The organism is Streptococcus halitosis (assembly GCF_023147855.1).
In the GTDB taxonomy this organism is placed as follows: Bacteria; Bacillota; Bacilli; order Lactobacillales; family Streptococcaceae; genus Streptococcus; species Streptococcus halitosis_B.
Map to the genome: position 1 here is coordinate 94576 of NZ_JAHXOP010000004.1, position 25757 is coordinate 120332.

Below are 25757 nucleotides of genomic sequence, written 5' to 3' on the forward strand. Positions count from 1 at the left end.
GTTTTGAAAGATAAACTACTATTTAATTGGTAACAGACCAAAAGCTTACAATACTGTTTTTGTTACTATTATACCATACTTAAAGGTTTACTATTATCAATATTATAAGAATAAAAAATAGTTTATATCTTAAAAATATGATACAATGATATGGTAAGATAATAAAGTATGAGGGGGATTTTATGAGTGTTTTTTATGTATACCAAGGGGCAACTTTCAACGAAGAACTTGAAGGCGGATTTGTGTGGTCCCCTAAACTAAATAAAAAGGGAGGGAGAAACAGAGGTTTTTCCACAATGACTAAAATAAAAAAAGGGGATTTTATTATTCATCATTGTAACGGTGAGATAAGAGCTATAAGTCTTGCTAAAACCGATTGCTATGACTCAAATAAGCCATCTTATAAAGTAGGAGCAGGAAATAGTTGGGACAATGATGGATATAGAATTGATTGCGACTATAAATTATTAGATAATCCGATCAAATTATCAAAATATAAGGATTGGCTGAAGAAACACTATAGTGAAGAAAGTGCATTTACTAGAAATGGAACAGGAAAACAACAGTATATGTGTACAATTATTGAGCAACATGCACTTTACTTATTAAAAGAAGCCATTGAACTACAATCTACAAAAGAAACTAGAAAGATTCTAAATGATGCCCTGATTGATATTCGAGAAGATGAGTCAGGAGAATATCATCAAGTAGAAAAAGACGAAATTGATAATTTAATTGAAGTTGAAAGTGCAAGTACAACTACTAGTGTTAAACCTAGTTGGACCGGTATCAAACAAGGTCAGAAAATGACAATGTCTGTATCTACCAATAGACTTAGGCCAAAAAGAGATCCAAAAGTAGCTGCCGATGCATTAGCTAGAGCTGATTATAAATGCGAAGTGGATGTTAATGATAGAATATTCTTGAGAAAATCAGGTATAGGCTACACTGAACCACACCATTTAATTCCAATTAGTAAATTCCATGATTTTGACTATGAGAATTGTAGTTTAGATACTATGGAAAACATTGTATCTCTATGTAGTCATTGTCATAATTTACTGCACTATGGAAGAGATGAAGATAAAACTCCAGTTCTTAAAAAATTATATGAGGATAGAAAAGCTGCTCTAGCTAAAGTTGGCCTAGATATAACTTTTGATGAGTTAAGAGAATACTACAAATAACTTTTCCTTTCTAAACAATTTTCCAAAAAAAGCAGCATACTTGCTGCTTTTTTATGTTAAATAGTCTTCAAAATATAAAAGTTAACTAATATAGAAGTTCATTACTATAAAAAACTGTAACAAAATTTACACATTCATAACCTTTTAATATAATAGTTATTATCCATCTTCCCTTTTCCACAAGAAATTTCTATAGGATCTATATAAATAATTTCACTACTCGATTTATAACAAAACAACAGGAACATATAAATGGAAACTAAAACTCTAAGATAAATTTATGTTTTCATTTAGTCTTAAAATTTATATTGATAATTAAACACTTTTCAAACTTTTTGATGATTAAATAGGAACTCCTCTCCTTGTAATTTAATAGAACTAAATATCTCAGCAGATGCACCATCTTCACTACGAAAGACACTTTCAAGGTGATTCCATAATTCTTCCCACCGTATCAAAACTCCTAATGATAAATATTTATTTTGTGAAACCATTAACTTTTCCCATGTTTCTATAAATTTAGCATCAAAAATTGAGTTATCTAAAATGCGGATATCAACTTTAACTGATTCGTTTAAAGGAGAGGGCGAAATTAAACTGTTTAATTCATTTATTTCACTTTTTGTAGCTCTATTATCTTGATGTATATAACCTAGTAAAATAACAAGTAATGCTACTAATCTCAATATATCTCCAGCAACCATAGATGAAGGAGCATTCCCCTGATATATATATTTTTGAAGAAACATAAATTCATTAAGAAAATCATCATCAAGAATACCATCATCAAGAATACCATCATCAAGAATACCATCATATCTAGAAGAATCGTATGTTTCATTATCTACAAAAATAGGATACGGAGATAGCAATTCATTGACTAAATACTCAAACAATTTGTTTCCTGTATAAAATATAAAACCACATTTCCCTATAGGAGGAAGGCCGATTTTATTAGAAATTTCTATCATACCTTCCAATTGTTTAATAGCATCTTCAGTCAATCTACCATTATGAACTGCATTTGAAATACCATACTTCTCTTCAAAAGCATTCGATAACATCTCATCAAAATCTGGATCATCAAATGAAAACAATAACTCTCCATTAACATTCTCTAAATTAATAAATCTCAATAAAGATGTTCCAGTAAAGTAAGGTTTTAGAAGTTTTCTTGTACTATCAAGTATAAAATGTACATCTCTTTGTTCACCTAATTCTCTAGTAGTTGTTTCTAGCTGACTCGTTCCTAAATCGATAAATTTTACATCGTAGATACTAGAGCTTACTGTACCTGGTGAAATTCTACTCCGAATAGAATTAAGATTGTCTATAATACTATTAATTGAGGGATCCAGGAGCTCTAACGAATTTCTTTCTTCTTTTGTATAGTTAAAATACTCCACCAAGCTTTGTTGTAATTCTGTACTGAAAAAACTGTCTCTTACAAGGATATTATTAGGATTTAAATCTCCATGAATAGTATTGTTTTGAACAAATTTTGAATAACTATTTAATATACAAATAATAAGATTTAAACTCGCTTGAATAATTAAACCAGAATAGTACGAAAATGATTCGAAAGGTGATTCTCCGAGATAATCTTCGCAAAATTTTAGTAAATTATCTCGACAATCAATCCATTCTTTTAACGATATAGAATTATTCACTATAGACATAACTGAGTAACTCGTATTTTCAGGATGGCATAGAATCCCCGCATCTGATACTACTGCAATTACATCACTTAATTCAGTAGATGAGTTTTTGATTGCTTCAAGCAAAGCTTTTTGATAATCCGATTTAGATATTTTTATTACTTGCTCCATCTGTAAGATTTTATGAAAAACCTTGTATGCTCTTCCGTTCGCTCCTTCGCCAATTTGCTTCATAAATTCTAATTTGCCAAAAGGATAACTCCCTTCTTCAAGCACTTCTTCACCTCTAAAATATAGTTTTTTTTCAACAATGGTAAAGTCTTCAATATTTATATCATTTAGATCAATATTTCCCATTTTTGTATACCTTTCTATTAAAATTCTAATATGATTTTTATCATTTACCATTTTAACATGATTTTTGAAGGTTTAAAATATGTAGCCATCTAAAATCATTATCTATTTTTCTTAAACAACAAAAAAATGCTCTAGTCATATTGTCTAGAGCGTTTTTTATATATCCGAACATCCAATTTATTTCACAAAAAATGTAGTCATTCGGTTGATTTTTATTGCAATACATTGAAATTTAAAAATTCAAGAATTGCGTTAAATCAAGGTTTTTTCGTTTCTACTGAAACGTAATGACCCACTATTTAACTTCTGTAAACACGACGTGTTTGCGAAGTTTTGGTGAGTATTTCTTCAATTGAAGACGGTCTGGAGTGTTACGTTTGTTTTTAGAAGTAAGGTACAAGCGTTCACCAGATTCTTTGTGTTCAAGTGTGATATTTACGCGCATGGTATCTCCCTTCTATTATTCAGCTGATGCAGCTTTAGCGATTTTACGTCCCTTGTAGTATCCTTTAAGTGATACACGGTGAGAACGTGAGTAATCTCCAGTAGTTTCGTCAAAGTTTACAGATGGAGCTGTTACTTTGTAGTGTGTACGACGTTTGTTTTTCTTCGCTTTTGAAGTGCGACGTGCAGGTACTGCCATTTTGATTTCTCCTTTAGGTATTTAAATTCGATTCAATCTACTGATTTTCATCAACCATATTAGAATAACACATTTTTTTTGTAAAGTAAAGTTACTTGACAAAAAAAGATGAAAAAATTAGAAGTTGTTAATCGGAATTTTCTGAAAATTCAAGAATTTTATTCTGTTCTTCATGCGGAAATTGTGCTATAATAGTAAAAACTGAAACGGGAGGGATAAGATGACTGAATTAGATAAACGTCACCGCAGTAGCATTTATGACAGCATGGTTAAATCACCAAACCGTGCTATGCTTCGTGCCACTGGTATGACAGATAAGGACTTTGAAACACCGATTGTGGGCGTGATTTCGACTTGGGCGGAAAATACACCATGTAACATTCACTTGCATGATTTCGGGAAATTGGCGAAAGAAGGTGTCAAATCTGCAGGTGCTTGGCCTGTTCAGTTTGGTACCATTACCGTAGCGGACGGGATTGCCATGGGAACGCCTGGTATGCGCTTCTCTCTAACATCTCGTGATATTATTGCGGATTCTATCGAAGCTGCTATGGGGGGCCACAACGTCGATGCCTTTGTCGCTATCGGTGGTTGTGACAAGAACATGCCTGGTTCCATGATTGCCATTGCTAATATGGATATTCCAGCTATTTTCGCCTATGGTGGTACCATTGCACCCGGAAAGTTAGATGGTAAGGACATCGACTTGGTTTCTGTCTTTGAGGGAATCGGAAAATGGAACCACGGTGACATGACAGCTGAGGACGTGAAACGTCTCGAATGTAATGCCTGCCCTGGCCCTGGTGGCTGTGGTGGTATGTATACAGCTAATACCATGGCGACTGCTATTGAAGTTCTAGGTATGAGTTTGCCAGGATCTTCATCTCACCCAGCTGAATCAGCCGACAAGAAAGAAGATATCGAAGCAGCAGGACGTGCTGTTGTTAAGATGCTGGAACTTGGTCTCAAACCATCAGATATCTTGACTCGTGAAGCCTTTGAAGATGCCATTACAGTAACCATGGCTCTCGGTGGGTCAACCAATGCCACTCTTCACTTGCTTGCTATTGCCCATGCCGCCAATGTTGACTTGTCACTTGAGGACTTCAATACGATCCAAGAACGTGTGCCTCACTTGGCCGACTTGAAACCATCTGGTCAGTATGTCTTCCAAGATCTCTACGAAGTCGGTGGTGTACCTGCGGTTATGAAATATCTCTTGGCAAATGGTTTCCTTCATGGCGACCGTATCACATGTACTGGTAAGACAGTCGCTGAAAACTTGGCTGACTTTGCAGGCCTCACACCAGGTCAAAAAGTCATCATGCCACTTGAAAATCCAAAACGTGCAGATGGTCCGCTTATCATCTTGAACGGGAACCTTGCCCCTGATGGAGCGGTTGCCAAGGTATCAGGTGTTAAAGTGCGTCGCCACGTTGGACCAGCTAAGGTCTTTGACTCAGAAGAAGATGCTATTCAGGCCGTTCTGACAGACGAAATCGTTGATGGCGATGTTGTCGTTGTTCGTTTCGTTGGACCTAAGGGTGGTCCTGGTATGCCTGAGATGCTGTCACTTTCATCCATGATCGTTGGTAAAGGTCAAGGAGACAAGGTTGCCCTCTTGACAGATGGCCGTTTCTCTGGTGGTACTTATGGTCTTGTTGTCGGACATATCGCACCTGAAGCTCAGGATGGTGGACCAATTGCCTACCTCCGTACAGGCGATATCGTTACGGTTGACCAAGATACCAAAGAAATTTCCATGGCCGTATCGGAAGAAGAACTTGAAAAACGTAAGGCAGAAACAACCTTGCCACCACTTTACAGCCGTGGTGTTCTTGGTAAATATGCCCACATCGTATCATCCGCTTCTCGTGGAGCCGTGACAGACTTCTGGAATATGGGCAAGTCAGGTAAAAAATAAACTCAAAAAGCAAGCCATTTTCGGCTTGCTTCTTTTCATCTTCAAAAGTGATTTGCCTGTTTATACTCAATAAAAATCAAAGAGCAAACTAGAAAGCTAGGCGCAGGTTGCTCAAAGCACAGCTTTGAGGTTGGAGATAAAGCTGACGTGGTTTGAAGAGATTTTTGAAGAGTATTAACGAGGTGGCAGTCCAAGGGCGATACGGCCGTAGCGACTGATTCGTGTGATCTTCCAGGCAGGCGACCAGGTAACTTCAACCTTGACATCTTCGATACCCTCGATTTGTTTCAGACCTGCGACGATTTCGATAGGCAAACTTTCGGCGCAATCGCAGGCAGTGTCGGTAAAGGTCATGACAATCTTGCAGAGACCCGTTTCGTCCAGATTGATTTCATAAATCAGCCCTAGATTGTAAACATCCAATTCCACATCTGTATCAAAAATCTTCTCTAGTTTATCGATAATTTGATCTTGCAAGGCCAAAGCGCGGTCATTGATTTTGATATCGTCTCTCATAACAGTCCCTCCACGTGATAAATATCCTCTATTTTCTCATAATTCTGACAATTTAGCAAGTTTTTGATGAATTTTCTGAAAAGACTCTCTTGAGATTTTCTCCTCTCACTGTTTTAATCCCTTTATTTATGGTAAAATAAGACTATTAAGTTTAAAGAGGATTCCCTATGAAATTACAAAAACCAAAAGGAACGCAGGATATCTTGCCTGCTGAATCTGCCAAGTGGCAGTACGTTGAGGGCTTTGCCCGTGAGATTTTCAAGCGCTATAACTATGCAGAAGTGCGTACGCCTATTTTTGAGCATTACGAGGTTATCAGTCGCTCTGTCGGAGATACAACGGATATCGTAACCAAGGAAATGTACGACTTTTACGATAAGGGAGACCGCCATATCACTCTTCGTCCAGAAGGAACTGCGCCCGTTGTCCGCTCTTATGTGGAAAATAAACTCTTCGCCCCAGAAGTGCAAAAGCCAAGTAAGTTTTACTACATGGGCCCTATGTTCCGTTATGAGCGTCCACAGGCAGGGCGTTTACGCCAATTCCACCAGATTGGTGTCGAGTGTTTTGGCTCTAGTAATCCAGCTACCGATGTGGAAACCATCGCTATGGCAGCTCATTTCTTGAAAGAAATCGGCATCCAAGGTGTCAAATTGCACCTTAACACGCTTGGAAATCCTGAGAGCCGTGCGGCTTACCGCCAAGCCTTGATTGACTATTTGACACCGCTCAAGGAGACCTTGTCGAAAGATAGCCAACGTCGTTTGGAGGAAAATCCTCTCCGTGTCTTGGACTCTAAGGAAAAAGAAGACAAGGTGGCAGTAGAAAATGCGCCGTCTATCTTGGACTTCCTTGATGAAGAAAGCCAATCCCACTTTAATGCCGTCCGTCAGATGTTGGAAAATCTGGGTGTAGACTATATCATCGATACCAATATGGTGCGTGGTCTGGACTATTACAACCACACGATTTTCGAGTTCATCACTGAGATTGAGGGCAATGACTTGACGGTCTGTGCGGGTGGTCGCTACGATGGTTTGGTTGCCTACTTTGGTGGTCCTGAAACTGCTGGATTTGGATTTGGACTTGGTGTAGAGCGCCTGCTTCTTATCCTTGAAAAGCAAGGTGTGGCCCTTCCTATTGAAAATGCCCTAGATGTCTATATCGCAGTCTTGGGTGAAGGAGCAAATGTTAAGGCCTTGGAATTGGTACAAGCCCTTCGCCAACAAGGATTCAAAGCAGAACGTGACTACCTCAACCGGAAGCTCAAAGCTCAGTTCAAGTCAGCCGATGTCTTTGCGGCTAAGACCCTCATCACGCTAGGAGAGAGCGAAGTCGAAAGCGGACAAGTGACGGTTAAAAACAATCAAACACGAGAAGAAGTGCAAGTGTCCCTTGAGACCATCAGCCAAAATTTCTCTCAAGTCTTTGAAAAATTAGGCTTTTAATAGTAGAAAAACTGGTCAGGATCTTATTCCTGACCGTTTTCTTTTGCAAAATGACAAAAATCATAAACTTTTTGACAAATACACTTGTCAAAAAGAAAAAGATGTGTTACAATATAAGCAAGTTAAGAGAAAAGGAGAAAGGAATGCTTAAAAATCGTTTAAAAGAGCTTCGGGCTCGCGATGGTCTCAATCAGACCGAACTGGCCAAGTTAGCAGGAGTTTCTAGACAGACCATTAGTCTACTAGAACGGGACGAATACACCCCGTCCATTGTGATCGCCCTGAAGATTTCGCAGATATTCAATGAACCAGTCGAGTCGGTATTTCGCTTAGAGGAGGATGAGTGATGAACAAGTATAAAGTGATCTATTATGTAGTTGCCATAGCTCTATTAGTCAGCGTGTTTCTATTGATTGTGATAGACTTAGGTTGGTTTAGTCCCTATCAAAGTGACCAATTTATTTGGGCCTACTTTGCTCTCATCCCAGTAGTTGAATGGATTGAAAAGAAATCAAAAAATCTAGCAAGTGAAAAAGGAGAATGAATATGAAAGAGTTTTTAGCAGGATTTCAAGTAGATACAGAACAAAAAGAACTTGCAGGTGTCTGTGCAGGTTTAGGAAATTATTTTAATATCAAGACTAACGTTATTCGCTTAGTGGCAATTTTGCTGTTTCTTTCATCAACAGAGTTTGGGATTTTAACAGTCATCTTATATGCTTATCTAGCAGGCTGGCTTGGGAGAGCTCCTTTAGGAGAAGGGGCGAAAAAAGCAAGAAATCAAGCTATTCTCTTGTTTGCTGTTTGTTTGATTTTAGTATCACTTGGGACAGAGGGTTTGACAGCAATTTATGAATCAGGTAAAGCCTTTGGTCAGTGGTTAGTTGGATTGGTTTAGAAAGAGGATGAATATGAAAAAGAAAAGAATTTTATACTTCTTAGCGATTGGTGTTTTAGGCTATTTTACAGGTATGCTTACGGGTCGTGCCTGGGCATTGGGCACAAGTTTTAATCTGAATACTCTAGTTCCTTGGATTTCAGCTTCCTGTTTATTGATAGCTTTTATTAGCATTTTTTTAACTATCTATTTCTTAAAAAAGAGTCGGAAATTCCATGCTTTATATCAAATGGAACTAGATGACGATGTGAATGAAACTTATTATGTGCAAATGTATCGAAATCTCGAGTTTGGTACGATTGCTTTTAACATTGTGTCAGTTATGACTATATTAGCTTTATTCATCTCTATGAATGAAGTGATGATACTCCATACAAGTTCTATCGTTCTAGGACTTTCTGTTCCAGCTCTTATTTTAGCAGCAGTACTTCAAAAATATCTTTTCAAGACGATTTCGATTGTTCGTCAGTTTGATTTGGCATTTTTCTCTATCCCAAAGGATGTGTTAGATTATGTAAATTCTTACGACGAAGGAGAACGACAAGCTAATTTGGAACAGAGTTTTCGAATTTTATTCCAATTAAACCAATATGTTTTACCAGGTTTGTATATTTTGATTGATATTGTTTCTGTACTTACAGGAGAAATTCAGTTATTAGCCCTCTTAGCTGTAGCTCTAGTTCATATCTATATCAATTTAATGCAGTTACCTATGGTAAAACGCTATTTCAAATAAAGGAGTCATTCATGAAATTACTTAAAAATCTTGGCTGGTTTCTTCTAGCTGTTCTATCCTTTTTCTTTGGTTATGGTCTGGTTCAGAGTATGGCTCTGTCAGCTCTTGGACTAGGGGCTTCAATCTTTGGAGTTTTGCCACTTTATATCGTCCTGTCAGGGGCCTATGTTTATGGAGTTTACAGGTGGTATCAGACAGAAAAGGTTAGCATTCAGACGACTGCTTTTAATCGTTATATCTGGTTGCCCACTTTGGTTTTGCTAGTGGCGATTACAGCTCAGTTCTTTTTGCCGGATGATCCGTCGGTCAATCAACAAATCGTATCACAGCTGACAGTTGCACAGCCTGTCTTTGGTTTCTTTATGGTGGTAGTCTTTGCTCCTCTGACGGAAGAACTCATCTTTAGAGGAATGCTGGCGCGCTATCTCTTTCCTAAGCAGGACAACATGAAACAGACAGCTCTGTTTCTCCTTGTATCGAGTGTGCTTTTTGCCTTGATTCATTTTCCAGGGACTTTGCAACAGTTTTTAGTCTATGCTAGTCTGGGATTGAGTTTGGGTTTGGCTTATGTAAGCCGAAAAGGCCTTCTTTATAGCATTTCTTTACACGCTTTGAATAATTTAATCGGCTTTTTGATGATACTCATGTTATAATAGAGTCAGGAGGTCACATGAAACGAGTAATTTTATTAGCAGTGATACAGGCGGTCGTTCTCTTCTTTATCATCGGGGCACTTGCCTATGCCTTTAAAGGCGACTTCTTTTACAACTATCTAGCAGTTGTCTTTGCGCCTATTGCAGGTGTCTTGCGTTTTGCTTCGGCTTATGCGACGGAGATTGTTCTACCTAAAAAGGCAGCTGAGATTGCTGAAAAGCGTAAAAAAGGTTAAGAATCATAATCAGAGAATCCGATGACGTTTTCATCGGATTTTTTGTCTGTTTGTTTTGATTTCTAAAGACAATCAAACTTTTCTGCTGATTTTCATGAAGTGCTTACGCTTTTATGGTAAAATAGTAACAGAATAAAAGAGGAGAGAAACAATGAAACGTAGTATGTATGCTGGTCGTGTTCTTGAGGAACATATCGGACAAGAAATTACCTTGAAAGGATGGGTTAGCCGTCGTCGTGACTTGGGTGGTTTGATCTTTATCGACCTTCGTGACCGTGAAGGGATTATGCAGTTGGTTATCAACCCTGAAAAAGTATCTGCAGAGGTCATGGCAACAGCTGAAAGCCTTCGTAGCGAATTTGTCATTGAGGTGACTGGACAAGTCGTAGCGCGTGAGCAAGCCAATGATAAGTTGCCGACTGGTGCAGTTGAGTTGAACGTGACAGCTTTGACAGTGTTGAATACAGCCAAAACAACACCTTTTGAGATTAAAGATGGTATTGAGGCCAATGACGATACGCGTTTGCGTTACCGTTACCTTGACCTTCGTCGTCCAGAGATGTTAGAAAATCTCAAACTTCGTGCTAAAGTGACCCACTCTATCCGTAACTACTTGGATGAGTTGGAATTTATCGATGTGGAGACGCCATTCCTTTCGAAGTCAACGCCAGAAGGGGCGCGTGACTATTTGGTGCCATCTCGTGTCAATAAAGGGCATTTCTACGCTCTTCCTCAAAGTCCACAGATTACCAAGCAACTTTTGATGAATGCTGGTTTCGACCGCTATTACCAAATCGTCAAATGCTTCCGTGATGAGGACTTGCGTGGTGACCGTCAGCCTGAGTTTACCCAGGTCGACTTGGAAACATCCTTCCTTACGGAGCAAGAAATCCAAGATATTACAGAAGGATTGATTGCGCGCGTGATGAAAGAAACCAAAGGCATTGACGTGACGCTTCCATTCCCTCGTATGAAGTATGATGACGCGATGTCTCTCTATGGTTCTGATAAGCCAGATACTCGTTTTGATATGTTGCTTCAGGACTTGACAGAAGTTGTCAAGGGTGTTGATTTCAAAGTCTTTTCAGAAGCACCTGCCGTTAAAGCCATTGTGGTCAAAGGAGCAGCAGATAACTACTCACGTAAAGACATTGACAAGATGACTGAAGTAGCCAAACAATATGGTGCCAAAGGTCTTGCTTGGGTCAAGGTGGTTGATGGAGAATTAAACGGACCAGTTGCCAAGTTCTTGACTGGCATTCAAGCAGAATTGACTGCAGTACTTGGTCTTGAAGATAAGGACTTGGTTCTCTTTGTGGCGGATACGCTTGAAGTAGCCAATGCAACCCTTGGTGCCCTTCGTGGACGTATTGCCAAAGAGCTTGACTTGATTGATAACGATAAATTCAATTTCCTTTGGGTGGTTGATTGGCCAATGTTTGAATGGTCTGAAGAAGAAGGTCGCTACATGAGCGCCCACCATCCATTTACCCTTCCACAGGAAGAAACAGCTCACGAATTAGAAGGTGATTTGGCTAAGGTTCGTGCCATTGCTTACGATATCGTCTTGAATGGTTATGAGCTTGGTGGTGGTAGTCTTCGTATCAATCAAAAAGACCTTCAAGAACGCATGTTCAAGGCTCTTGGTTTCTCAGCTGAAGAAGCCAATGACCAGTTTGGCTTCCTTCTTGAAGCCATGGACTATGGTTTCCCACCACACGGTGGTTTGGCTATTGGACTTGACCGTTTTGTCATGTTGCTTGCAGGAGAAGAGAATATCCGTGAAGTCATTGCCTTTCCTAAGAACAATAAGGCAACAGACCCAATGACTCAAGCTCCATCAACAGTCGCTCTCAAACAACTAGAGGAACTCAGCTTACAAGTAGAAGAAGATGAAACAAGCAAAACGAATTAAGCGGTGGCGCTATTATCTGCGCCGCTTTGCTTATCAGATAAAAATCTTACGAGTTTTACAAAGTATCTCTCGGGAAAAATACGATGAGAAAGTATCGGCTTCTCTGGTTTATGGCTTTTTGTCAGCAGTAGCAGTCAATTTCTTTTTTCAACCAGGACACGTTTACTCCAGTGGTGCGACAGGTCTGGCACAGATTATCTCTGCCTTGAGTCATCACTGGTTTGGCTTTTACATTCCAATATCGCTAACCTTTTATGCTATCAATTTTCCGTTGATGATTTTAGCTTGGTATCAGATTGGACATAAATTTACGGTCTTTACTTTTATTACAGTATCCATGAGTTCCCTCTTTATCCAGCTTGTACCAGTTGTGACTTTGACAGAGGATCCCATTATCAATGCCCTTTTTGGGGGTGTTGTCATGGGCTTAGGGATTGGTTTTGCACTCCGTAACAATATTTCTAGCGGAGGTACAGATATCGTCAGTCTGACCATTCGTAAGAAGACAGGTAAGAATGTCGGTAGCATTTCTTTCCTGGTAAATGGAACCATCATGCTGATAGCAGGTCTAACCTTTGGTTGGAAATACGCCCTCTACTCTATGATTACCATCTTTGTATCGAGCCGTGTGACAGATGCGGTCTTTACCAAGCAAAAACGCATGCAGGCCATGATTGTGACCAATAATCCTGACAAGGTAATCGCAAAAATCCATAAAAAATTGCACCGCGGAGCAACCATGATCCACGATGCAGAAGGAACCTATAATCATGAGAGAAAAGCAGTCTTGATTACGGTTATCACGCGAGCAGAGTTTAATGATTTTAAACACATCATGAAACAGGTCGATCCGACAGCCTTTGTCTCTGTATCTGAGAATGTCCACATCCTAGGACGATTCGTAGAAACAGACAATTAATAATACTCAAAAGACCAGCCTTGGGGCTGGTCTTTATTTTTCGATAATTTTGTGTCCAATCAACTGGCGGTAACAAATCTGTTTATTGTTTTTAGCATCGTTGATGATCTGAAGAATAGTTTCAAAGGAAACGCGCCCAAGTTCCAGGCTATTGATATCCACATAAGCTACAAGGTCAAGTCGAGGATTGACAGAGTCAAAACTCAAGACAGGAACCTTTAGCTGATGCTTACTGATGTAGTCACAAACCCCTTCTGCGAGGAGACTATCGGTTGTGATGATAGCGTCAATCTGTGGATCGTGATTGAACAGGAGTTCGCTGAATTGATAACCTTTTTCTTCTAGAAATTCGGTCGCAAAGTAGGTTAAGTTGGTATCAATCGGAAGCTGGTGTTGTTTGAGTGCGGACTCATAGCCAGTTAGACGATCTTGCGTTACGAAGAGTCGCTTTGTACCCCCGATGAAGGCAATTCGTTTGCATCCTTTTTTGATGAAATACTCTGTCGCATCAAAGCCAGCTTGTACATTGTCATTATCAACAAGAGGGATAAAGGGTGAAGTAGATTTTCCGAGAATGAGGAAAGGGAACTGCTCATCGGCTACTAGCTTGACCAGAGGATCTTCTTCTTCAGCGTAGAGGAAGATTAGACCATCGACACGTTTCCCATAGACCATTTGAGAAATGGCATTGAGACGCTCCTTCTCATCTTTACCAGTTGCGATCTGAATAGCATAGTGGTTCTCAGATGCGACTTGGGCAATCCCCCGTAGGACTGATGGGAAGAAAGGATTTTGGTAAAAGGCATCCGAGTCGTCAGGGAGCACCAGACCGATAACTTGAGTATAGCTACTTACCAAGCTACGAGCATTGAGATTGGGATGGTAGTTGAGCTCCTTCATCGTCTTGCGAACTCGTTTTTTGGTTTCATCACTAATCGTTGATTTGTTTTGAATGACGCGGGTAACAGTTGAAGGTGAGACACCTGCAGCCTTAGCCACATCTTTAATCGTCACGGGCATAAAAATCTCCTATTTATGATAATCTGGATCACGGAAATGTGTCTTGTAAAAAATAGTGACCAGATAAAGAACAAAAAGAATGTTTTGTACAGTGATAAGCGTTGTCATATTTTGGCCAAAAAGTCCCAAAATAAGCGTAATCAGAGTTGGTAATCCTAAACAGTTCAAGATAAAATGGTAGCACTCTTTAAAGGTCCTAAATGAAAAGAGGCGTGATTTTTTGGTGATATAAAGGAGAAAGCTAGCCCCAAGAGAGACAATGAAGAAATTCAATCCAAAGAGGAAGCTTGCACCGAGAACGAGAAAGAGACTGATATAGACCCGATTTTGTTGGTACCAGTCTTTAGAAATAGCCTGGGTCAAACTTTCCTTACTCTGGAAACTCTCCGTTTGAATCGCGTGGTAGCGAATACGAGTCAGTTCCTTACTCTCCTTACTGATGACGAGTTCTTCCGTATCGAAATGAAGTTGTAGGTTCTTTGGCAATTCCTTGCTTTGGCTCGGGCCAATCAAAAGAGAAGGCTGCTGATTCTTCGTACCTGAGTAGTTCAGCTTTCCATCAACGATTTGTGCATTCTCTGACAAGTCCATGATGGCTTCATCTGTCAGTGGAGTGTAGACATTATCGATAAAGGTATCCAGTGGATACGTTTCCTGTGAGCTGTTTTGAATGGCAATCGGAACCATAGACAAACTGATGAGGAAAATGCTCGTAAAGAGAAGCTGAAACCAGTTGAGGCCGAAACGTTTTGATAGGGGTTTGCGAAATCCCCAGATACTAGAGAAATACGAGAATGGATATGGAAGCATAGGCATCTTTCTAAAAGTGTTTTCTATATGAGTATTATTATATAGAGAAATGTGCTTTATTTCAAGTCTAGGAGATAAATTGCTTGTTGCAAGAATATTATTTACAGTAACAATCGCTAATACTCAATGAAAATCAAAGAGCAAACTAGGAAGCTAGCCTCAGGTTGCTCAAAGCACAGCTTTGAGGTTGGAGATAAAGCTGACGTGGTCTGAAGAGATTTTCGAAGAGTATAAAATGAAAAAGGGTGGCGGGGATAAATTATCCCTTGTCGCCACCACTTGTAAGTCCTGAAACAAAGTTCTTTTGTAGGAAGAAGAAGAGAATACAGATTGGAAGCGCGATGAGGATAGCACCTGCTGAGAAGTAGGCGATCTTCAAGTTTTTCACATTGCTGACAAAGGTCTGTAGACCAACGGCAACTGTAAAGTATTCTTTCTCACGAAGCAAGAAACTAGAGAGGATATAGTCTCCGAAAGGTCCCATGAAGGCCCAGAGGGCTTGTACCGCAACCATTGGGCGAACAAGAGGGAGAACGATTTGCCAGAAGCGGCGGAAGTGTCCTGCACCATCTAGTTTTGCTGATTCGTCAAGAGACATTGGTACGGTATCGAAGTAACCTTTCATGAGCCAAGCATTCATCGGAATACCTCCACCGACGTAGAGGAAGATGAGGAACCAGCTATGGTTAAGGGCGTTCAACATAAGTGCCATAACGAAGAAGGCTGTTAAAGCGGCCATGGTTGGCACCATTTGGATAATCAAGAAGAAGACCAAACTTTGTTTACGAGCTAAGAAGTTGTAACGGCTGTAGGCATAACCAGCAAGTACGATGATACTTGTTTGAACAGCCATTGTAATCAAGGCGATAATCAAAGTGTTGAGGTACCAAGTGCCGTACAAGGTTTCAGTGAAGAGCCCTTGGAAGTTGGCAAAGCTAAAGTCGACGTTAGCATCTAGTTTAAAGGCTACGACATTACCAGACTTGAAGGCTGACATAATGGTGATCAAAAGTGGATAGATAATGACGATTGATAAGCCAATCAAGTAGAGGTAAGTGAGGGTTTGAGTCAGTCTACGTTTGAGTTTGATTGAGTTATTCATCTTAGACGTCCTCCATATCAAATGCGTGTAGTTTCTTGAATGCGATCATAGAGATAGAGATGACAATGATTGAGATAATCAAGGTAACAGCTGCCGCCATAGAGTATTGAGGAGATGTACCTGTTGTCAAACGATAAATCCATGAGATCAAGATATCGGTTGAACCGGCTCCACCACCAACGCTACCAGGACCTCCGCCGTTGAAGAGGTACATGATAGAGAAGTTGTTAAAGTTGAAGGTGTATTGGCTGATCAATGTTGGTGCTGCAACAGCCAAAATCATAGGGAAAGTGATGTTGCGGAATTTTTGCCAAGCATTGGCACCATCGATGTAAGCCGCTTCGTAGAGGTCGTTAGGAATCGACTGCAAGATACCCAAAGTCAAAACGTAGATGTATGGGAATCCTAGCCAACCTTGCATCATAATCAAGGCAATCTTCGTCCAAGTTGGGTCTGTTTTCCAAGGGATAAGAGCACCGTCAAGGAAAGGAAGAACCTTAGCCAAGATAGGCAATACTTGAGTGTTGATCGCTCCGACACTATCGTTAAACATGTTTGAGAATGTCAAGATAGTGATGAAGGCTGGAACAGCCCAAGGAAGAAGGAAAATAACACCAAAGATACGTTTTCCTTTGATAAATGGTTGGTTAGCAATGATAGCGGTGAAGATACCAATCACAATCTGCAAAGTAGAAGCAGACAAGGCCCAGATGATGGTCCAAGAAAGAACCGCACCGAAGGCTGAACGGAAGGTACTTAAGCTCCAGATGTTTGTAAAGTTAGTCAAACCAACCCAGTCCAACAATTTGTTTGGTGGCAAGTGTTGGAAGTCGTAGTTAGTAAAGGCAATCATCAAGGTTACGATAACTGGGAAGATAATTGCAAATGTCATTGCTACATACGATGGGATAATCAAAAGGTATGGGAATCCATTCTCATAAATACCTTTGATCATATCTTTAAAAGTCCGTGGGACAGGAATTCCATTGTTAATACGTTTTGCGATTGTATGTGCATCTTTAATATTTGAGAAATAAAAGAGCACATAAACGACTACAAAGATTAAATGGAAGGCACCACGAATCAGCATAAAGAGGGAATTATCACGACCTGGCTTGTCACCAAGAGTGATCAAATTGTGCAATTCCGGCGCTGCAAGTGCTAGGAAATAAAGAACAAATACGATAGTTACACCAAGGAAGATAAAACCTTTGGCCTTTTGTTTATTGTAAATCTGTCCTAACCCAGGAATCACTGAAAGCAAGGCTGCTTTGCTAGGTTGTTGGTTTTCCATGAATACTCCTTTCATAGGATACGAGATTGAAGTTTGTCTCCAATCACTAGATAGGCAACTGCAATCATTCGTAAATTTATAAAATCAAAGGGGGATTTGTATTCTCCCCCCTTGTAACGAATTCAATTATTCACCAAATTTTTGTTTGATTGTTTCTTTGATCAATGTAACAGCATCGTTAGCAGCTGTCTTAGCATCTTTTTTACCACTTACAGCGTCAAAGAGCATTGTTTTAGCTGGATCCCAAACAGCTGACATTTGAGAAATGTTTGGCATTGGTTGAGCGTTCTTGAACTGTTTGATAACAGCTGTTGTCAACTCATCGTTTTTACCTTCAGCGTATGAACGAGCTTCAGTGTTAGCTGGGATTTCGTTAGTTGCATCGTAGAATGCTTTTTGTTGTTCAGTTGAAACAAGGAAGTCTACAAATTTTTGTGCAGCTTCAAGGTTCTTAGTGCTTGATGGGATGATCCAAGCTTTACCACCACCGAATGGTGTGTAGTCTTTACCATTTGGAAGAGTTGGAATAGTAGCAACACCGTAGTTTACTTTAGCATCTTTGAATGCTTGAGCTTTCCAAGGACCGTCGATGATAGCAGCTGTTTTACCTTCTTGGAATTGTGTTTGGATCAAGTTTGCAGCACCTTCAGTATCTTGCATACCTTTAGGCCATTTTTCGTACCAAGATTTAGCGTAGTTGACACCAGTGATAGAACCGTCGTTTGCAAGACCAATGTCTTTAGCGTCTTTACCATTTTGTCCGAATACGTAACCACCGTTACCAGCAAGGAGTCCGTATGCGTAGTAGAAGTTTGTCCAGTCGGCTAGGAATGCAGTAGTTTTGCCATCTTCACCAGCGAAAGCGTATTTGCTGTCTTTAGCAAGTTCTTCTAATTCAGCAAATGTTTTAGGAGCTTCTTTTAGCAAGTCTTTGTTGTAGTACATAACAAGTGACTCAATAACGGCAGGAGCACCGTAAACTTTACCGTCAGCAGCTGTTACAAGAGATTTAGTCTTATCATCTGTTTTAGCGCCGTCGCTCAAAGTAACTTCTGAAAGTTGTCCGTCAGTACCAAGGCTACCTACGCGGTCGTATGGTGCCATCATAACATCAGCAGCTTGACCTGATTGGTTGTCAAGAGAAAGTTTGTCAAGTCCACCAAGTTGGTCACCTGATTTGATGTTAACTTTTGTACCTGATTCTTTTTCATAAGCTGCAGCAACCTTTTCAGCGTAGGCTTTGTATTGGTCTTCAACGTAGAAAGTGATTTCTTTAGCCTCAGATGAGCTAGTATCAGCTGCTTTATCAGCAGTTTTGCTTCCGCAAGCTACCAAAAGTAAGCTAGCTAGAGTAGCAGTTCCGAGCACAGCAGCGCTCTTCATGAATTTAGATGACATAGTGTATTCCTCCTAAAGAATAACAGTTATAATTTATTCGGGAAACGCAAACGTTTTCCTTTATGGGACTAGTATAGCACAAATAGAAAACGGTTGCAAGCGTTTTTAGAAAAATTTTTAAAAAAATTTTAAGGTTTCAAATATTTGTCGATGCCTTTATATAGGAAGAAACTGAAAAATTTTGTTTTTCTTGATTTGAAAAGGTACAAGGGAAACGATTGCATTGATCAGGCTGATTTTTTAGCGAAAATGAGGCTGTTTTTAATTTCAACTATCTTAAATAAGCAAAACTTTATAGGAAAAGTGTTCGTTTCATAAAATAACAGTAGAACCAAGATCCATTCAAAGAAAAAGAAATCAAAAAAAGTTTCTAAAAACGCTTGCATTTGTGTTTAAAATACGCTATACTTAATTTAACGCAAACGTTTGCGTCTTGATTGCGCAACGTTTTATAACAAACACATGAGGTGCTATTATGAAAAAACGTCAAAGTGGTGTGTTGATGCACATCTCTTCTCTGCCAGGAGCATACGGGATTGGATCATTTGGCCAAACTGCCTATGATTTCGTTGATTTCTTGGTTCGTACGAAGCAACGTTACTGGCAAATCCTCCCTCTCGGGACAACAAGCTATGGAGATTCTCCATACCAATCATTCTCGGCCTTTGCTGGAAATACGCATTTTATCGACCTTGATATCTTGGTAGAGCAAGGCTTGCTCGAAGCCAGTGATCTTAAAGGTGTTGACTTTGGTAGCGATGCATCTGAAGTTGACTATGCGAAGATTTATTATGCACGTCGTCCGCTTTTAGAAAAAGCAGTTAAACGCTTCTTGGAAGTGGGTGATGTCAAAGATTTTGAGAAGTTTGCTCAAGACAACCAATCATGGCTTGAACTCTTTGCTGAGTATATGGCGATCAAAGAGCATTTTGACAATCTTGCTTGGACAGAATGGCCAGATGCAGATGCTCGTGCGCGTAAAGCTTCAGCACTTGAAAGCTACCGTGAGAAATTGGCAGACAAGTTGGTTTACCACCGTGTGACTCAATACTTCTTCTTCCAACAATGGTTGAAATTGAAAGCCTACGCTAACGACAACCACATCGAAATCGTTGGGGACATGCCTATCTACGTAGCGGAAGATTCAAGCGATATGTGGGCAAATCCACATCTCTTCAAGACAGATGCCACTGGTAAAGCAACTTGCATCGCAGGATGTCCACCAGATGAGTTTTCTGCTACTGGTCAGCTTTGGGGGAACCCAATCTATGACTGGGAAGCAATGGACAAAGACGGTTACAAATGGTGGATTGAACGTTTGCGCGAAAGCTTCAAGATCTACGATATCGTTCGTATCGACCACTTCCGTGGCTTTGAATCTTACTGGGAAATCCCTGCTGGTTCCGATACAGCGGCCCCTGGTAAATGGGTGAAAGGTCCAGGCTACAAACTTTTTGCAGCCGTTAAGGAAGAACTTGGTGAACTGAACATCATTGCAGAAGACCTTGGTTTCATGACAGATGAGGTTATCGAGTTGCGTGAACGTACTGGCTTCCCAGGAATGAAGATTCTTCAATTCGCCTTCAACCCAGAAGACGAAAGTATCGATAGCCCACACTTGGCGCCAGCTAACTCTGTCATGTACACAGGAACACACGATAACAATACGGTCCTTGGTTGGTACCGTAATGAAATCGACGATGCGACTCGTGAATACATGGCTCGTTACACGAACCGTAAAGAGTATGAAACGGTGCCACACGCAATGCTTCGCACAATCTTTTCATCCGTTAGCTTCATGGCTATTGCCACTATGCAAGACTTGCTAGAACTAGATGAGTCAGCTCGTATGAACTTCCCATCTACTCTTGGTGGAAACTGGTCATGGCGTATGACAGCAGACCAACTCACACCAGCGGTTGAAGAAACTTTGCTTGACTTGACTACAATTTATCGCCGAATCAATGAAAATTTGGTAGAATTAAAGAAATAAGACAATATCAGGAGACACATAAACATGTTACCATTAAAAGAATTTGTACAAAAGCGTTACAATAAAACCATTGCAGAATGTAGCAATGAAGAGCTTTACCTTGCTCTTCTCAACTACAGCAAACTTGCTAGCAGTCAAAAACCAGTCAACACTGGTAAGAAAAAAGTTTACTACATCTCAGCTGAGTTCTTGATTGGTAAACTCTTGTCAAATAACTTGATTAACCTTGGCCTTTACGACGATGTGAAAAAAGAACTTGCAGCTGCAGGTAAAGACTTGATCGAAGTCGAAGAAGTAGAATTGGAACCATCACTTGGTAACGGTGGTTTGGGACGTTTGGCAGCCTGCTTTATCGACTCAATCGCTACACTTGGTTTGAATGGTGACGGTGTTGGTTTGAACTACCACTTTGGTCTTTTCCAACAAGTTCTTAAAAACAACCAACAAGAAACGATTCCTAACGCTTGGTTGACAGAGCAAAACTGGTTGGTACGCTCAAGCCGTAGCTACCAAGTGCCATTTGCACACTTCACATTGACATCTACTCTTTACGATATCGATGTACCTGGTTACAAGACAGCTACTAAAAACCGCTTGCGTTTGTTTGACTTGGATTCAGTTGATTCTTCTATCATCGAAGATGGTATCAACTTTGACAAGACAGATATCGCTCGCAACTTGACTCTCTTCCTTTACCCAGACGATAGCGACAAGCAAGGTGAATTGCTCCGTATCTTCCAACAATACTTCATGGTTTCAAACGGTGCGCAATTGATCATTGACGAAGCGATCGAAAAAGGAAGCAACTTGCATGACCTTGCGGACTACGCAGTTGTACAAATCAATGATACTCACCCATCAATGGTGATTCCTGAATTGATCCGTCTTTTGACTGCGCGTGGTATCGAACTTGATGAAGCAATCTCAATCGTACGTAGCATGACTGCCTACACTAACCACACAATCCTTGCTGAAGCCCTTGAAAAATGGCCTCTTGAATTCTTGGAAGAAGTGGTTCCTCACTTGGTACCAATCATCAAAGAATTGGACCGCCGTGTGAAAGCAGAATACAAAGATCCAGCTGTTCAAATCATCGATGAGAGCGGACGTGTTCACATGGCTCACATGGATATCCACTATGGATACAGCGTAAACGGGGTTGCAGCTCTTCACACTGAAATCTTGAAGAACTCAGAGTTGAAAGCTTTCTACGACATCTACCCAGAAAAATTCAATAACAAAACAAACGGTATCACATTCCGTCGTTGGCTCATGCATGCCAACCCAAGACTGTCTCACTACTTGGATGAGATTATTGGCCGTGGTTGGCACCATGAAGCAGATGAGCTTGAAAAACTCTTGTCATACGAAGACAAGGCTGCTGTCAAAGAAAAATTGGAAAGCATCAAGGCTCACAACAAACGTAAATTGGCTCGCCACTTGAAAGAGCACCAAGGTGTGGAAATCAATACAAACTCTATCTTTGATATCCAAATTAAACGTCTTCACGAGTACAAACGTCAACAAATGAACGCTTTGTATGTCATCCACAAATACCTTGATATCAAGGCTGGCAACATCCCTGCTCGCCCAATCACAGTCTTCTTTGGTGGTAAAGCAGCTCCTGCCTACACAATTGCCCAAGACATCATTCACTTGATCCTTTGCTTGTCAGAAGTGATTGCAAATGATCCAGAAGTAGCTCCACACTTGCAAGTCGTCATGGTTGAAAACTACAACGTTACTGCAGCAAGCTTCCTTATCCCAGCATGTGACATCTCAGAACAAATCTCACTTGCTTCTAAAGAAGCTTCAGGTACTGGTAACATGAAATTCATGTTGAACGGAGCTTTGACTCTTGGTACTATGGACGGCGCTAACGTGGAAATCGCTGAATTGGTTGGAGACGAAAACATCTACATCTTCGGTGAAGATTCAGAAACTGTTATCGACCTTTACGCAAAAGCAGCTTACAAATCAAGCGAATTCTACGCTCGTAAAGCTATCAAACCTTTGGTTGACTTCATCGTGAGCGATGCTGTTCTTGCAGTAGGTAAGAAAGAACGCTTGGAACGTCTTTACAATGAATTGATCAACAAAGACTGGTTCATGACTCTCCTTGACTTGGAAGACTACATCAAAGTGAAAGAGCAAATGCTTGCTGACTACGAAGACCGTGACGCATGGTTGGATAAAGTCATCGTTAACATTTCCAAAGCAGGATTCTTCTCATCTGACCGTACAATCGCTCAGTACAACGAAGATATCTGGCACTTGAACTAAGGTACAAATTTATACTAATACATTTTGTAAAAAAGCGAGTTTCGATTGAAATTCGCCTTTTTTGAATGATGTGGATTTGGGTCAATCTTGTAAGTAAAAGAAGAGAAATCATAGACGTATTGAAGGTTTAACACTCTCTTTCAACCTCATGCTTCTTCTTAGTTGATCACCTCATATAGCTTGTATCCGCTTACACGAAGTGTTATAATATGATTGCAGGAAAGAGGGTGTTCTTATGTGGAAAAAATATTTTTCAAAAATATAAATGGACTGATTTATTTTGGATTCTTTTTGTAATTTGGTCATGCCTTTATATGGGTAATAGTAGTTCCTTTCCACTGACTCATCAAGAAATCTCTTTTCATGGATGTTGTTATGGGGCATCACTTGCCTCATTTCACTTGCTATTTATTGATAAATTTGTTATTTCGAATCGAAAATAAATGGAGAGGTTAAAATTTTTTCCACTTTTCGGATAGACAGTTGAAAAATCGCGATTTAAACCCGCACCTCAAGAAGAGGTGCGGGTTTTGTAGTATCTCCAAAACTAGCTTACAGTGCTTTTCCAACCAGAATCTCTGCTTCGATGGTAATCTCCGTCAGTTGATTCCAGTCAATATTGGTTTGATCAACGTGAAAGAGTAAGGGTGTCATGGCAAGCAGGGCTTGGCGTTGCTCAGCCGAGATAGGTTTTGTTAAGGAAGCAATCTGACGAGATTGGATGCTGAAATGTTCCTGGAAATGTTCTTTGATATCTTGGTTGGAATAGCCCTTCTTTGTCAGCTGGTCCTGCACCATTTGACGGATTTCTTTGAGGTGATTTTCCGTCGGGATGACCTTTATCAAGATCCCATCTTTGAATAGAACGCGACGGAATTCCCCATAGTTGGCAGGCGAAAAGATATCAAGCAGGATATCCATGCTGGCGTCTTTCATAGGGAGACGAGCCAGGTCACCAACAAACCAGTTGACTGACCAGTTGGGTTCGCTCTTGGCAGCGATTTGGACGGAATTTTTGGAGATGTCAAAGGCGTAGAAGATTTTGTCAGAGTGACTTTCTTGGAGTTTGCGAGAGTAGAAACCTTCACCACATCCGATATCTAAAATTGTTTTGGCATTTTTTGAGTTTGAAAGTAAATCAGAAACGGCCTCTAGAATAGCTTGATAAAAGCCAGCTTCTAGGATTTGTTGGCGGTTTTGAAAGTTTTCCTTGTCGTAGTTGGCAGATTGCTTGATTTGCGGAGCCAAGTTGACATAGCCAAATTTTGCCAAGTCAAAAGAATGGCGTTTACTACACTTGAGACTAGTTTCGACCAAGGTCAGATTTTCTTGACAGATGGGGCAGGAAAAGGCGCTAGCAGTAGCAAAACGTTGAAGTTTTGGTTTGAGATTTGTATTCATAGTTTTAGTCTAGCAAAAAAAGGACTGGATGGCAAATGCCCCCCAGTCTGCTTTTTTAGTATGTAAGAACGAAGTATTTTTTCTTACCGCGGCGGATAACAGTTAGTTCGTTTTCTAACTTATCTGTGTCACTCAAGACATAGTCAAGGTCTTGGATACGGTCGCCGTTGACGTAGATGGCTCCATTTTGAACATCTTCACGGGCTTGGCGTTTTGAATTCACCACACCAGATGACACGAGGAGTTCCACGATATTGTGGTTTTCGTCTGCTTGTACTTGGTAGTTTGGCACGCCACGAAGTCCTTGTTTGAGTTCTTTAACAGAAAGATTTTTGATGTTTCCAGCAAAGAGTTGCTCTGTGATATTGAGGGCCTCCTTGTAGGCTTCTTCGCCGTGAACAAGTGTAACGACTTCACGAGCCAAGACTTTCTGAGCCAAGCGTTCGTGTGGAGCCGCTTCAAACTGTTTACGGATGTCTTCAATCTCATCCAGTGACAAGAAGGTAAAGATCTTCAAGAAGCGAACAGCGTCAGCGTCCATGACGTTCATCCAGAATTGGTACATTTCGTATGGAGAAGTCTTTTCAGGGTTGAGCCAAACAGCGTTTCCTTCAGATTTACCAAATTTCTTACCAGTTGCGTCTGTGATGAGTGGAACAGTAATAACGTGACCAGTCTTGTCAGCCTTACGACGAAGCAATTCGGTACCTGCGGTCATATTTCCCCACTGGTCAGAACCACCGATTTGTAGCGTTACGTTGTGCTCTTGGTTAAGGACGTAGAAGTCATACCCTTGCATGATTTGGTAGGCAAACTCAGTGTAAGAAATCCCTGTTTCAATCCGTTTCTTCACAGACTCCTTGCTCATCATGTAGTTGACAGTGAAGTATTTTCCGACATCACGGAGGAAGTCAATGAAGCTGATGCTGCCAAACCAGTCGTAGTTGTTGACCATGACAGCTTTATTTTCCCCATTTTCAAAGTCAAGAAAACGAGAAAGTTGTCCTTGGATAGACTTGACCCAGCCCTCTACTGTGTCTTTTGTTTGGAGACTACGCTCAGCATCTTTGAAGGACGGATCTCCGATGAGACCTGTAGCACCGCCAACGAGCGCATAAGGTTTGTGACCTGCTAGTTGCAAACGACGACTTGTCAAGATTGCGACAAGGTGGCCTAGGTGAAGGCTGTCAGCAGTTGGATCGTAGCCAGTATAATAAGAAACTTGACCTTCTTCTAGGGCTTTGCGCAAAGCTTCTTCATCAGTCGTTTGAAAAATCAAACCACGCTCTTTTAGCTCATCAAAAATGTGCATATGTCTTTTCTCCTTTTTAAAATATTGTTTCTACCTATTGTATCACAAACTTGGG

The 25757-nt window shown here is 40.4% G+C and carries 24 protein-coding genes; 13 read left to right on the forward strand and 11 right to left on the reverse strand.

Annotated elements, in window-relative coordinates; all coding sequences use genetic code 11:
- The first annotated feature begins 182 nt into the window (after nucleotides 1–182).
- The gene (locus tag KZX55_RS07770) at nucleotides 183–1187 is read left to right on the forward strand and encodes an HNH endonuclease (RefSeq protein WP_248026399.1); all 1005 of its coding nucleotides are present in this window, start codon (nucleotides 183–185) and stop codon (nucleotides 1185–1187) included.
- Between the two features lie 326 nt (nucleotides 1188–1513).
- Here the strand turns inward: KZX55_RS07770 and KZX55_RS07775 are convergent, their stop codons facing one another.
- From KZX55_RS07775 to rpmF, 3 genes are all read right to left on the reverse strand, one after another.
- Entirely contained in the window at nucleotides 1514–3202 is a 1689-nt protein-coding gene (locus tag KZX55_RS07775) for a hypothetical protein (RefSeq protein ID WP_248026402.1), read from the reverse strand.
- A gap of 295 nt (nucleotides 3203–3497) precedes the next feature.
- Nucleotides 3498–3647 (reverse strand): 50S ribosomal protein L33, encoded by a 150-nt coding sequence (gene rpmG, locus KZX55_RS07780; RefSeq protein WP_001265622.1) that lies wholly within the window; start codon nucleotides 3645–3647, stop codon nucleotides 3498–3500.
- A gap of 15 nt (nucleotides 3648–3662) precedes the next feature.
- Nucleotides 3663–3845 (reverse strand): 50S ribosomal protein L32, encoded by a 183-nt coding sequence (gene rpmF, locus KZX55_RS07785; protein WP_000290417.1) that lies wholly within the window; start codon nucleotides 3843–3845, stop codon nucleotides 3663–3665.
- 220 nt (nucleotides 3846–4065) lie between these two features.
- Here rpmF and ilvD point away from each other — a divergent pair, with 220 nt between their 5' ends.
- Nucleotides 4066–5769, forward strand: coding sequence for a dihydroxy-acid dehydratase (gene ilvD / locus KZX55_RS07790; protein WP_248026405.1), 1704 nt, complete (start codon nucleotides 4066–4068; stop codon nucleotides 5767–5769).
- Nucleotides 5770–5943: 174 nt separating this feature from the next.
- Here the strand turns inward: ilvD and KZX55_RS07795 are convergent, their stop codons facing one another.
- Complete coding sequence (locus KZX55_RS07795; RefSeq protein ID WP_061588499.1) at nucleotides 5944–6285, reverse strand: metal-sulfur cluster assembly factor; 342 nt, start codon at nucleotides 6283–6285, stop codon at nucleotides 5944–5946.
- A 167-nt stretch (nucleotides 6286–6452) separates the two neighbouring features.
- On the opposite strand from KZX55_RS07795, the gene hisS reads away from it, so the two are divergent.
- From hisS to KZX55_RS07840, 9 genes are all read left to right on the forward strand, one after another.
- Entirely contained in the window at nucleotides 6453–7733 is a 1281-nt protein-coding gene (gene hisS, locus KZX55_RS07800; protein WP_248026412.1) for a histidine--tRNA ligase, read from the forward strand.
- 143 nt (nucleotides 7734–7876) lie between these two features.
- On the forward strand, nucleotides 7877–8080 hold the full coding sequence (locus KZX55_RS07805) for a helix-turn-helix transcriptional regulator (RefSeq protein ID WP_125395540.1): 204 nt from the start codon (nucleotides 7877–7879) through the stop codon (nucleotides 8078–8080).
- Nucleotides 8080–8277 carry a hypothetical protein gene (locus KZX55_RS07810; protein WP_248026417.1) on the forward strand — a complete coding sequence of 66 codons (198 nt, stop codon included), beginning with the start codon at nucleotides 8080–8082 and terminating at the stop codon, nucleotides 8275–8277. The genes KZX55_RS07805 and KZX55_RS07810 overlap by 1 nt, the downstream gene beginning before the upstream one ends.
- Before the next feature lie 2 nt (nucleotides 8278–8279).
- Nucleotides 8280–8630 carry a PspC domain-containing protein gene (locus tag KZX55_RS07815; RefSeq protein WP_248026420.1) on the forward strand — a complete coding sequence of 117 codons (351 nt, stop codon included), beginning with the start codon at nucleotides 8280–8282 and terminating at the stop codon, nucleotides 8628–8630.
- Nucleotides 8631–8643: 13 nt separating this feature from the next.
- On the forward strand, nucleotides 8644–9366 hold the full coding sequence (locus tag KZX55_RS07820; protein WP_248026422.1) for a DUF3169 family protein: 723 nt from the start codon (nucleotides 8644–8646) through the stop codon (nucleotides 9364–9366).
- Nucleotides 9367–9377: 11 nt separating this feature from the next.
- Nucleotides 9378–10019 (forward strand): CPBP family intramembrane glutamic endopeptidase, encoded by a 642-nt coding sequence (locus tag KZX55_RS07825; RefSeq protein ID WP_248026425.1) that lies wholly within the window; start codon nucleotides 9378–9380, stop codon nucleotides 10017–10019.
- 17 nt (nucleotides 10020–10036) lie between these two features.
- Nucleotides 10037–10255: a hypothetical protein gene (locus KZX55_RS07830; RefSeq protein ID WP_000832176.1), complete on the forward strand. Its 219-nt coding sequence runs from the start codon at nucleotides 10037–10039 to the stop codon at nucleotides 10253–10255.
- Between the two features lie 151 nt (nucleotides 10256–10406).
- Nucleotides 10407–12170: an aspartate--tRNA ligase gene (gene aspS / locus KZX55_RS07835; RefSeq protein ID WP_109290256.1), complete on the forward strand. Its 1764-nt coding sequence runs from the start codon at nucleotides 10407–10409 to the stop codon at nucleotides 12168–12170.
- On the forward strand, nucleotides 12148–13089 hold the full coding sequence (locus tag KZX55_RS07840; RefSeq protein WP_000806294.1) for a YitT family protein: 942 nt from the start codon (nucleotides 12148–12150) through the stop codon (nucleotides 13087–13089). Before aspS ends, KZX55_RS07840 begins: the two co-directional genes overlap by 23 nt.
- Nucleotides 13090–13122: 33 nt before the next feature.
- On the opposite strand, the gene KZX55_RS07845 is transcribed toward KZX55_RS07840, so the two are convergent.
- The 5 genes from KZX55_RS07845 to KZX55_RS07865 all read right to left on the reverse strand — a co-directional run bounded on the left by KZX55_RS07845 (nucleotide 13123) and on the right by KZX55_RS07865 (nucleotide 18713).
- Nucleotides 13123–14109, reverse strand: coding sequence for a LacI family DNA-binding transcriptional regulator (locus KZX55_RS07845; protein WP_109290258.1), 987 nt, complete (start codon nucleotides 14107–14109; stop codon nucleotides 13123–13125).
- A gap of 9 nt (nucleotides 14110–14118) precedes the next feature.
- The gene (locus KZX55_RS07850) at nucleotides 14119–14919 is read right to left on the reverse strand and encodes a DUF1189 domain-containing protein (protein WP_248026430.1); all 801 of its coding nucleotides are present in this window, start codon (nucleotides 14917–14919) and stop codon (nucleotides 14119–14121) included.
- A gap of 259 nt (nucleotides 14920–15178) precedes the next feature.
- Nucleotides 15179–16021, reverse strand: a complete 843-nt coding sequence (locus tag KZX55_RS07855) for a sugar ABC transporter permease (protein WP_248026433.1) — start codon at nucleotides 16019–16021, stop codon at nucleotides 15179–15181.
- 1 nt (nucleotide 16022) lies between these two features.
- Entirely contained in the window at nucleotides 16023–17315 is a 1293-nt protein-coding gene (locus KZX55_RS07860) for a carbohydrate ABC transporter permease (protein ID WP_000431414.1), read from the reverse strand.
- Nucleotides 17316–17441: 126 nt separating this feature from the next.
- Nucleotides 17442–18713 (reverse strand): extracellular solute-binding protein, encoded by a 1272-nt coding sequence (locus tag KZX55_RS07865; protein WP_242746839.1) that lies wholly within the window; start codon nucleotides 18711–18713, stop codon nucleotides 17442–17444.
- A 475-nt stretch (nucleotides 18714–19188) separates the two neighbouring features.
- Here KZX55_RS07865 and malQ point away from each other — a divergent pair, with 475 nt between their 5' ends.
- Nucleotides 19189–20706: a 4-alpha-glucanotransferase gene (gene malQ / locus KZX55_RS07870; protein WP_248026436.1), complete on the forward strand. Its 1518-nt coding sequence runs from the start codon at nucleotides 19189–19191 to the stop codon at nucleotides 20704–20706.
- Nucleotides 20707–20730: 24 nt separating this feature from the next.
- Nucleotides 20731–22989, forward strand: coding sequence for a glycogen/starch/alpha-glucan family phosphorylase (glgP, locus tag KZX55_RS07875; protein ID WP_248026445.1), 2259 nt, complete (start codon nucleotides 20731–20733; stop codon nucleotides 22987–22989).
- Between the two features lie 552 nt (nucleotides 22990–23541).
- Here glgP and KZX55_RS07880 read toward each other — a convergent pair.
- Together KZX55_RS07880 and tyrS are read right to left on the reverse strand one after the other, a co-directional pair.
- Nucleotides 23542–24390: a putative RNA methyltransferase gene (locus tag KZX55_RS07880; RefSeq protein ID WP_248026448.1), complete on the reverse strand. Its 849-nt coding sequence runs from the start codon at nucleotides 24388–24390 to the stop codon at nucleotides 23542–23544.
- A 55-nt stretch (nucleotides 24391–24445) separates the two neighbouring features.
- Entirely contained in the window at nucleotides 24446–25702 is a 1257-nt protein-coding gene (gene tyrS, locus KZX55_RS07885) for a tyrosine--tRNA ligase (RefSeq protein WP_248026451.1), read from the reverse strand.
- Between the last annotated feature and the right edge of the window lie 55 nt (nucleotides 25703–25757).

Coding starts and splice junctions, on each gene's coding strand:
- KZX55_RS07770 (WP_248026399.1), top strand. CDS start 183: ATGAGTGTTTTTTATGTATACCAAGGGGCAACTTTCAACGAAGAACTT.
- KZX55_RS07775 (WP_248026402.1), bottom strand. CDS start 3,202: ATGGGAAATATTGATCTAAATGATATAAATATTGAAGACTTTACCATT.
- rpmG (WP_001265622.1), bottom strand. CDS start 3,647: ATGCGCGTAAATATCACACTTGAACACAAAGAATCTGGTGAACGCTTG.
- rpmF (WP_000290417.1), bottom strand. CDS start 3,845: ATGGCAGTACCTGCACGTCGCACTTCAAAAGCGAAGAAAAACAAACGT.
- ilvD (WP_248026405.1), top strand. CDS start 4,066: ATGACTGAATTAGATAAACGTCACCGCAGTAGCATTTATGACAGCATG.
- KZX55_RS07795 (WP_061588499.1), bottom strand. CDS start 6,285: ATGAGAGACGATATCAAAATCAATGACCGCGCTTTGGCCTTGCAAGAT.
- hisS (WP_248026412.1), top strand. CDS start 6,453: ATGAAATTACAAAAACCAAAAGGAACGCAGGATATCTTGCCTGCTGAA.
- KZX55_RS07805 (WP_125395540.1), top strand. CDS start 7,877: ATGCTTAAAAATCGTTTAAAAGAGCTTCGGGCTCGCGATGGTCTCAAT.
- KZX55_RS07810 (WP_248026417.1), top strand. CDS start 8,080: ATGAACAAGTATAAAGTGATCTATTATGTAGTTGCCATAGCTCTATTA.
- KZX55_RS07815 (WP_248026420.1), top strand. CDS start 8,280: ATGAAAGAGTTTTTAGCAGGATTTCAAGTAGATACAGAACAAAAAGAA.
- KZX55_RS07820 (WP_248026422.1), top strand. CDS start 8,644: ATGAAAAAGAAAAGAATTTTATACTTCTTAGCGATTGGTGTTTTAGGC.
- KZX55_RS07825 (WP_248026425.1), top strand. CDS start 9,378: ATGAAATTACTTAAAAATCTTGGCTGGTTTCTTCTAGCTGTTCTATCC.
- KZX55_RS07830 (WP_000832176.1), top strand. CDS start 10,037: ATGAAACGAGTAATTTTATTAGCAGTGATACAGGCGGTCGTTCTCTTC.
- aspS (WP_109290256.1), top strand. CDS start 10,407: ATGAAACGTAGTATGTATGCTGGTCGTGTTCTTGAGGAACATATCGGA.
- KZX55_RS07840 (WP_000806294.1), top strand. CDS start 12,148: ATGAAACAAGCAAAACGAATTAAGCGGTGGCGCTATTATCTGCGCCGC.
- KZX55_RS07845 (WP_109290258.1), bottom strand. CDS start 14,109: ATGCCCGTGACGATTAAAGATGTGGCTAAGGCTGCAGGTGTCTCACCT.
- KZX55_RS07850 (WP_248026430.1), bottom strand. CDS start 14,919: ATGCTTCCATATCCATTCTCGTATTTCTCTAGTATCTGGGGATTTCGC.
- KZX55_RS07855 (WP_248026433.1), bottom strand. CDS start 16,021: ATGAATAACTCAATCAAACTCAAACGTAGACTGACTCAAACCCTCACT.
- KZX55_RS07860 (WP_000431414.1), bottom strand. CDS start 17,315: ATGGAAAACCAACAACCTAGCAAAGCAGCCTTGCTTTCAGTGATTCCT.
- KZX55_RS07865 (WP_242746839.1), bottom strand. CDS start 18,713: ATGTCATCTAAATTCATGAAGAGCGCTGCTGTGCTCGGAACTGCTACT.
- malQ (WP_248026436.1), top strand. CDS start 19,189: ATGAAAAAACGTCAAAGTGGTGTGTTGATGCACATCTCTTCTCTGCCA.
- glgP (WP_248026445.1), top strand. CDS start 20,731: ATGTTACCATTAAAAGAATTTGTACAAAAGCGTTACAATAAAACCATT.
- KZX55_RS07880 (WP_248026448.1), bottom strand. CDS start 24,390: ATGAATACAAATCTCAAACCAAAACTTCAACGTTTTGCTACTGCTAGC.
- tyrS (WP_248026451.1), bottom strand. CDS start 25,702: ATGCACATTTTTGATGAGCTAAAAGAGCGTGGTTTGATTTTTCAAACG.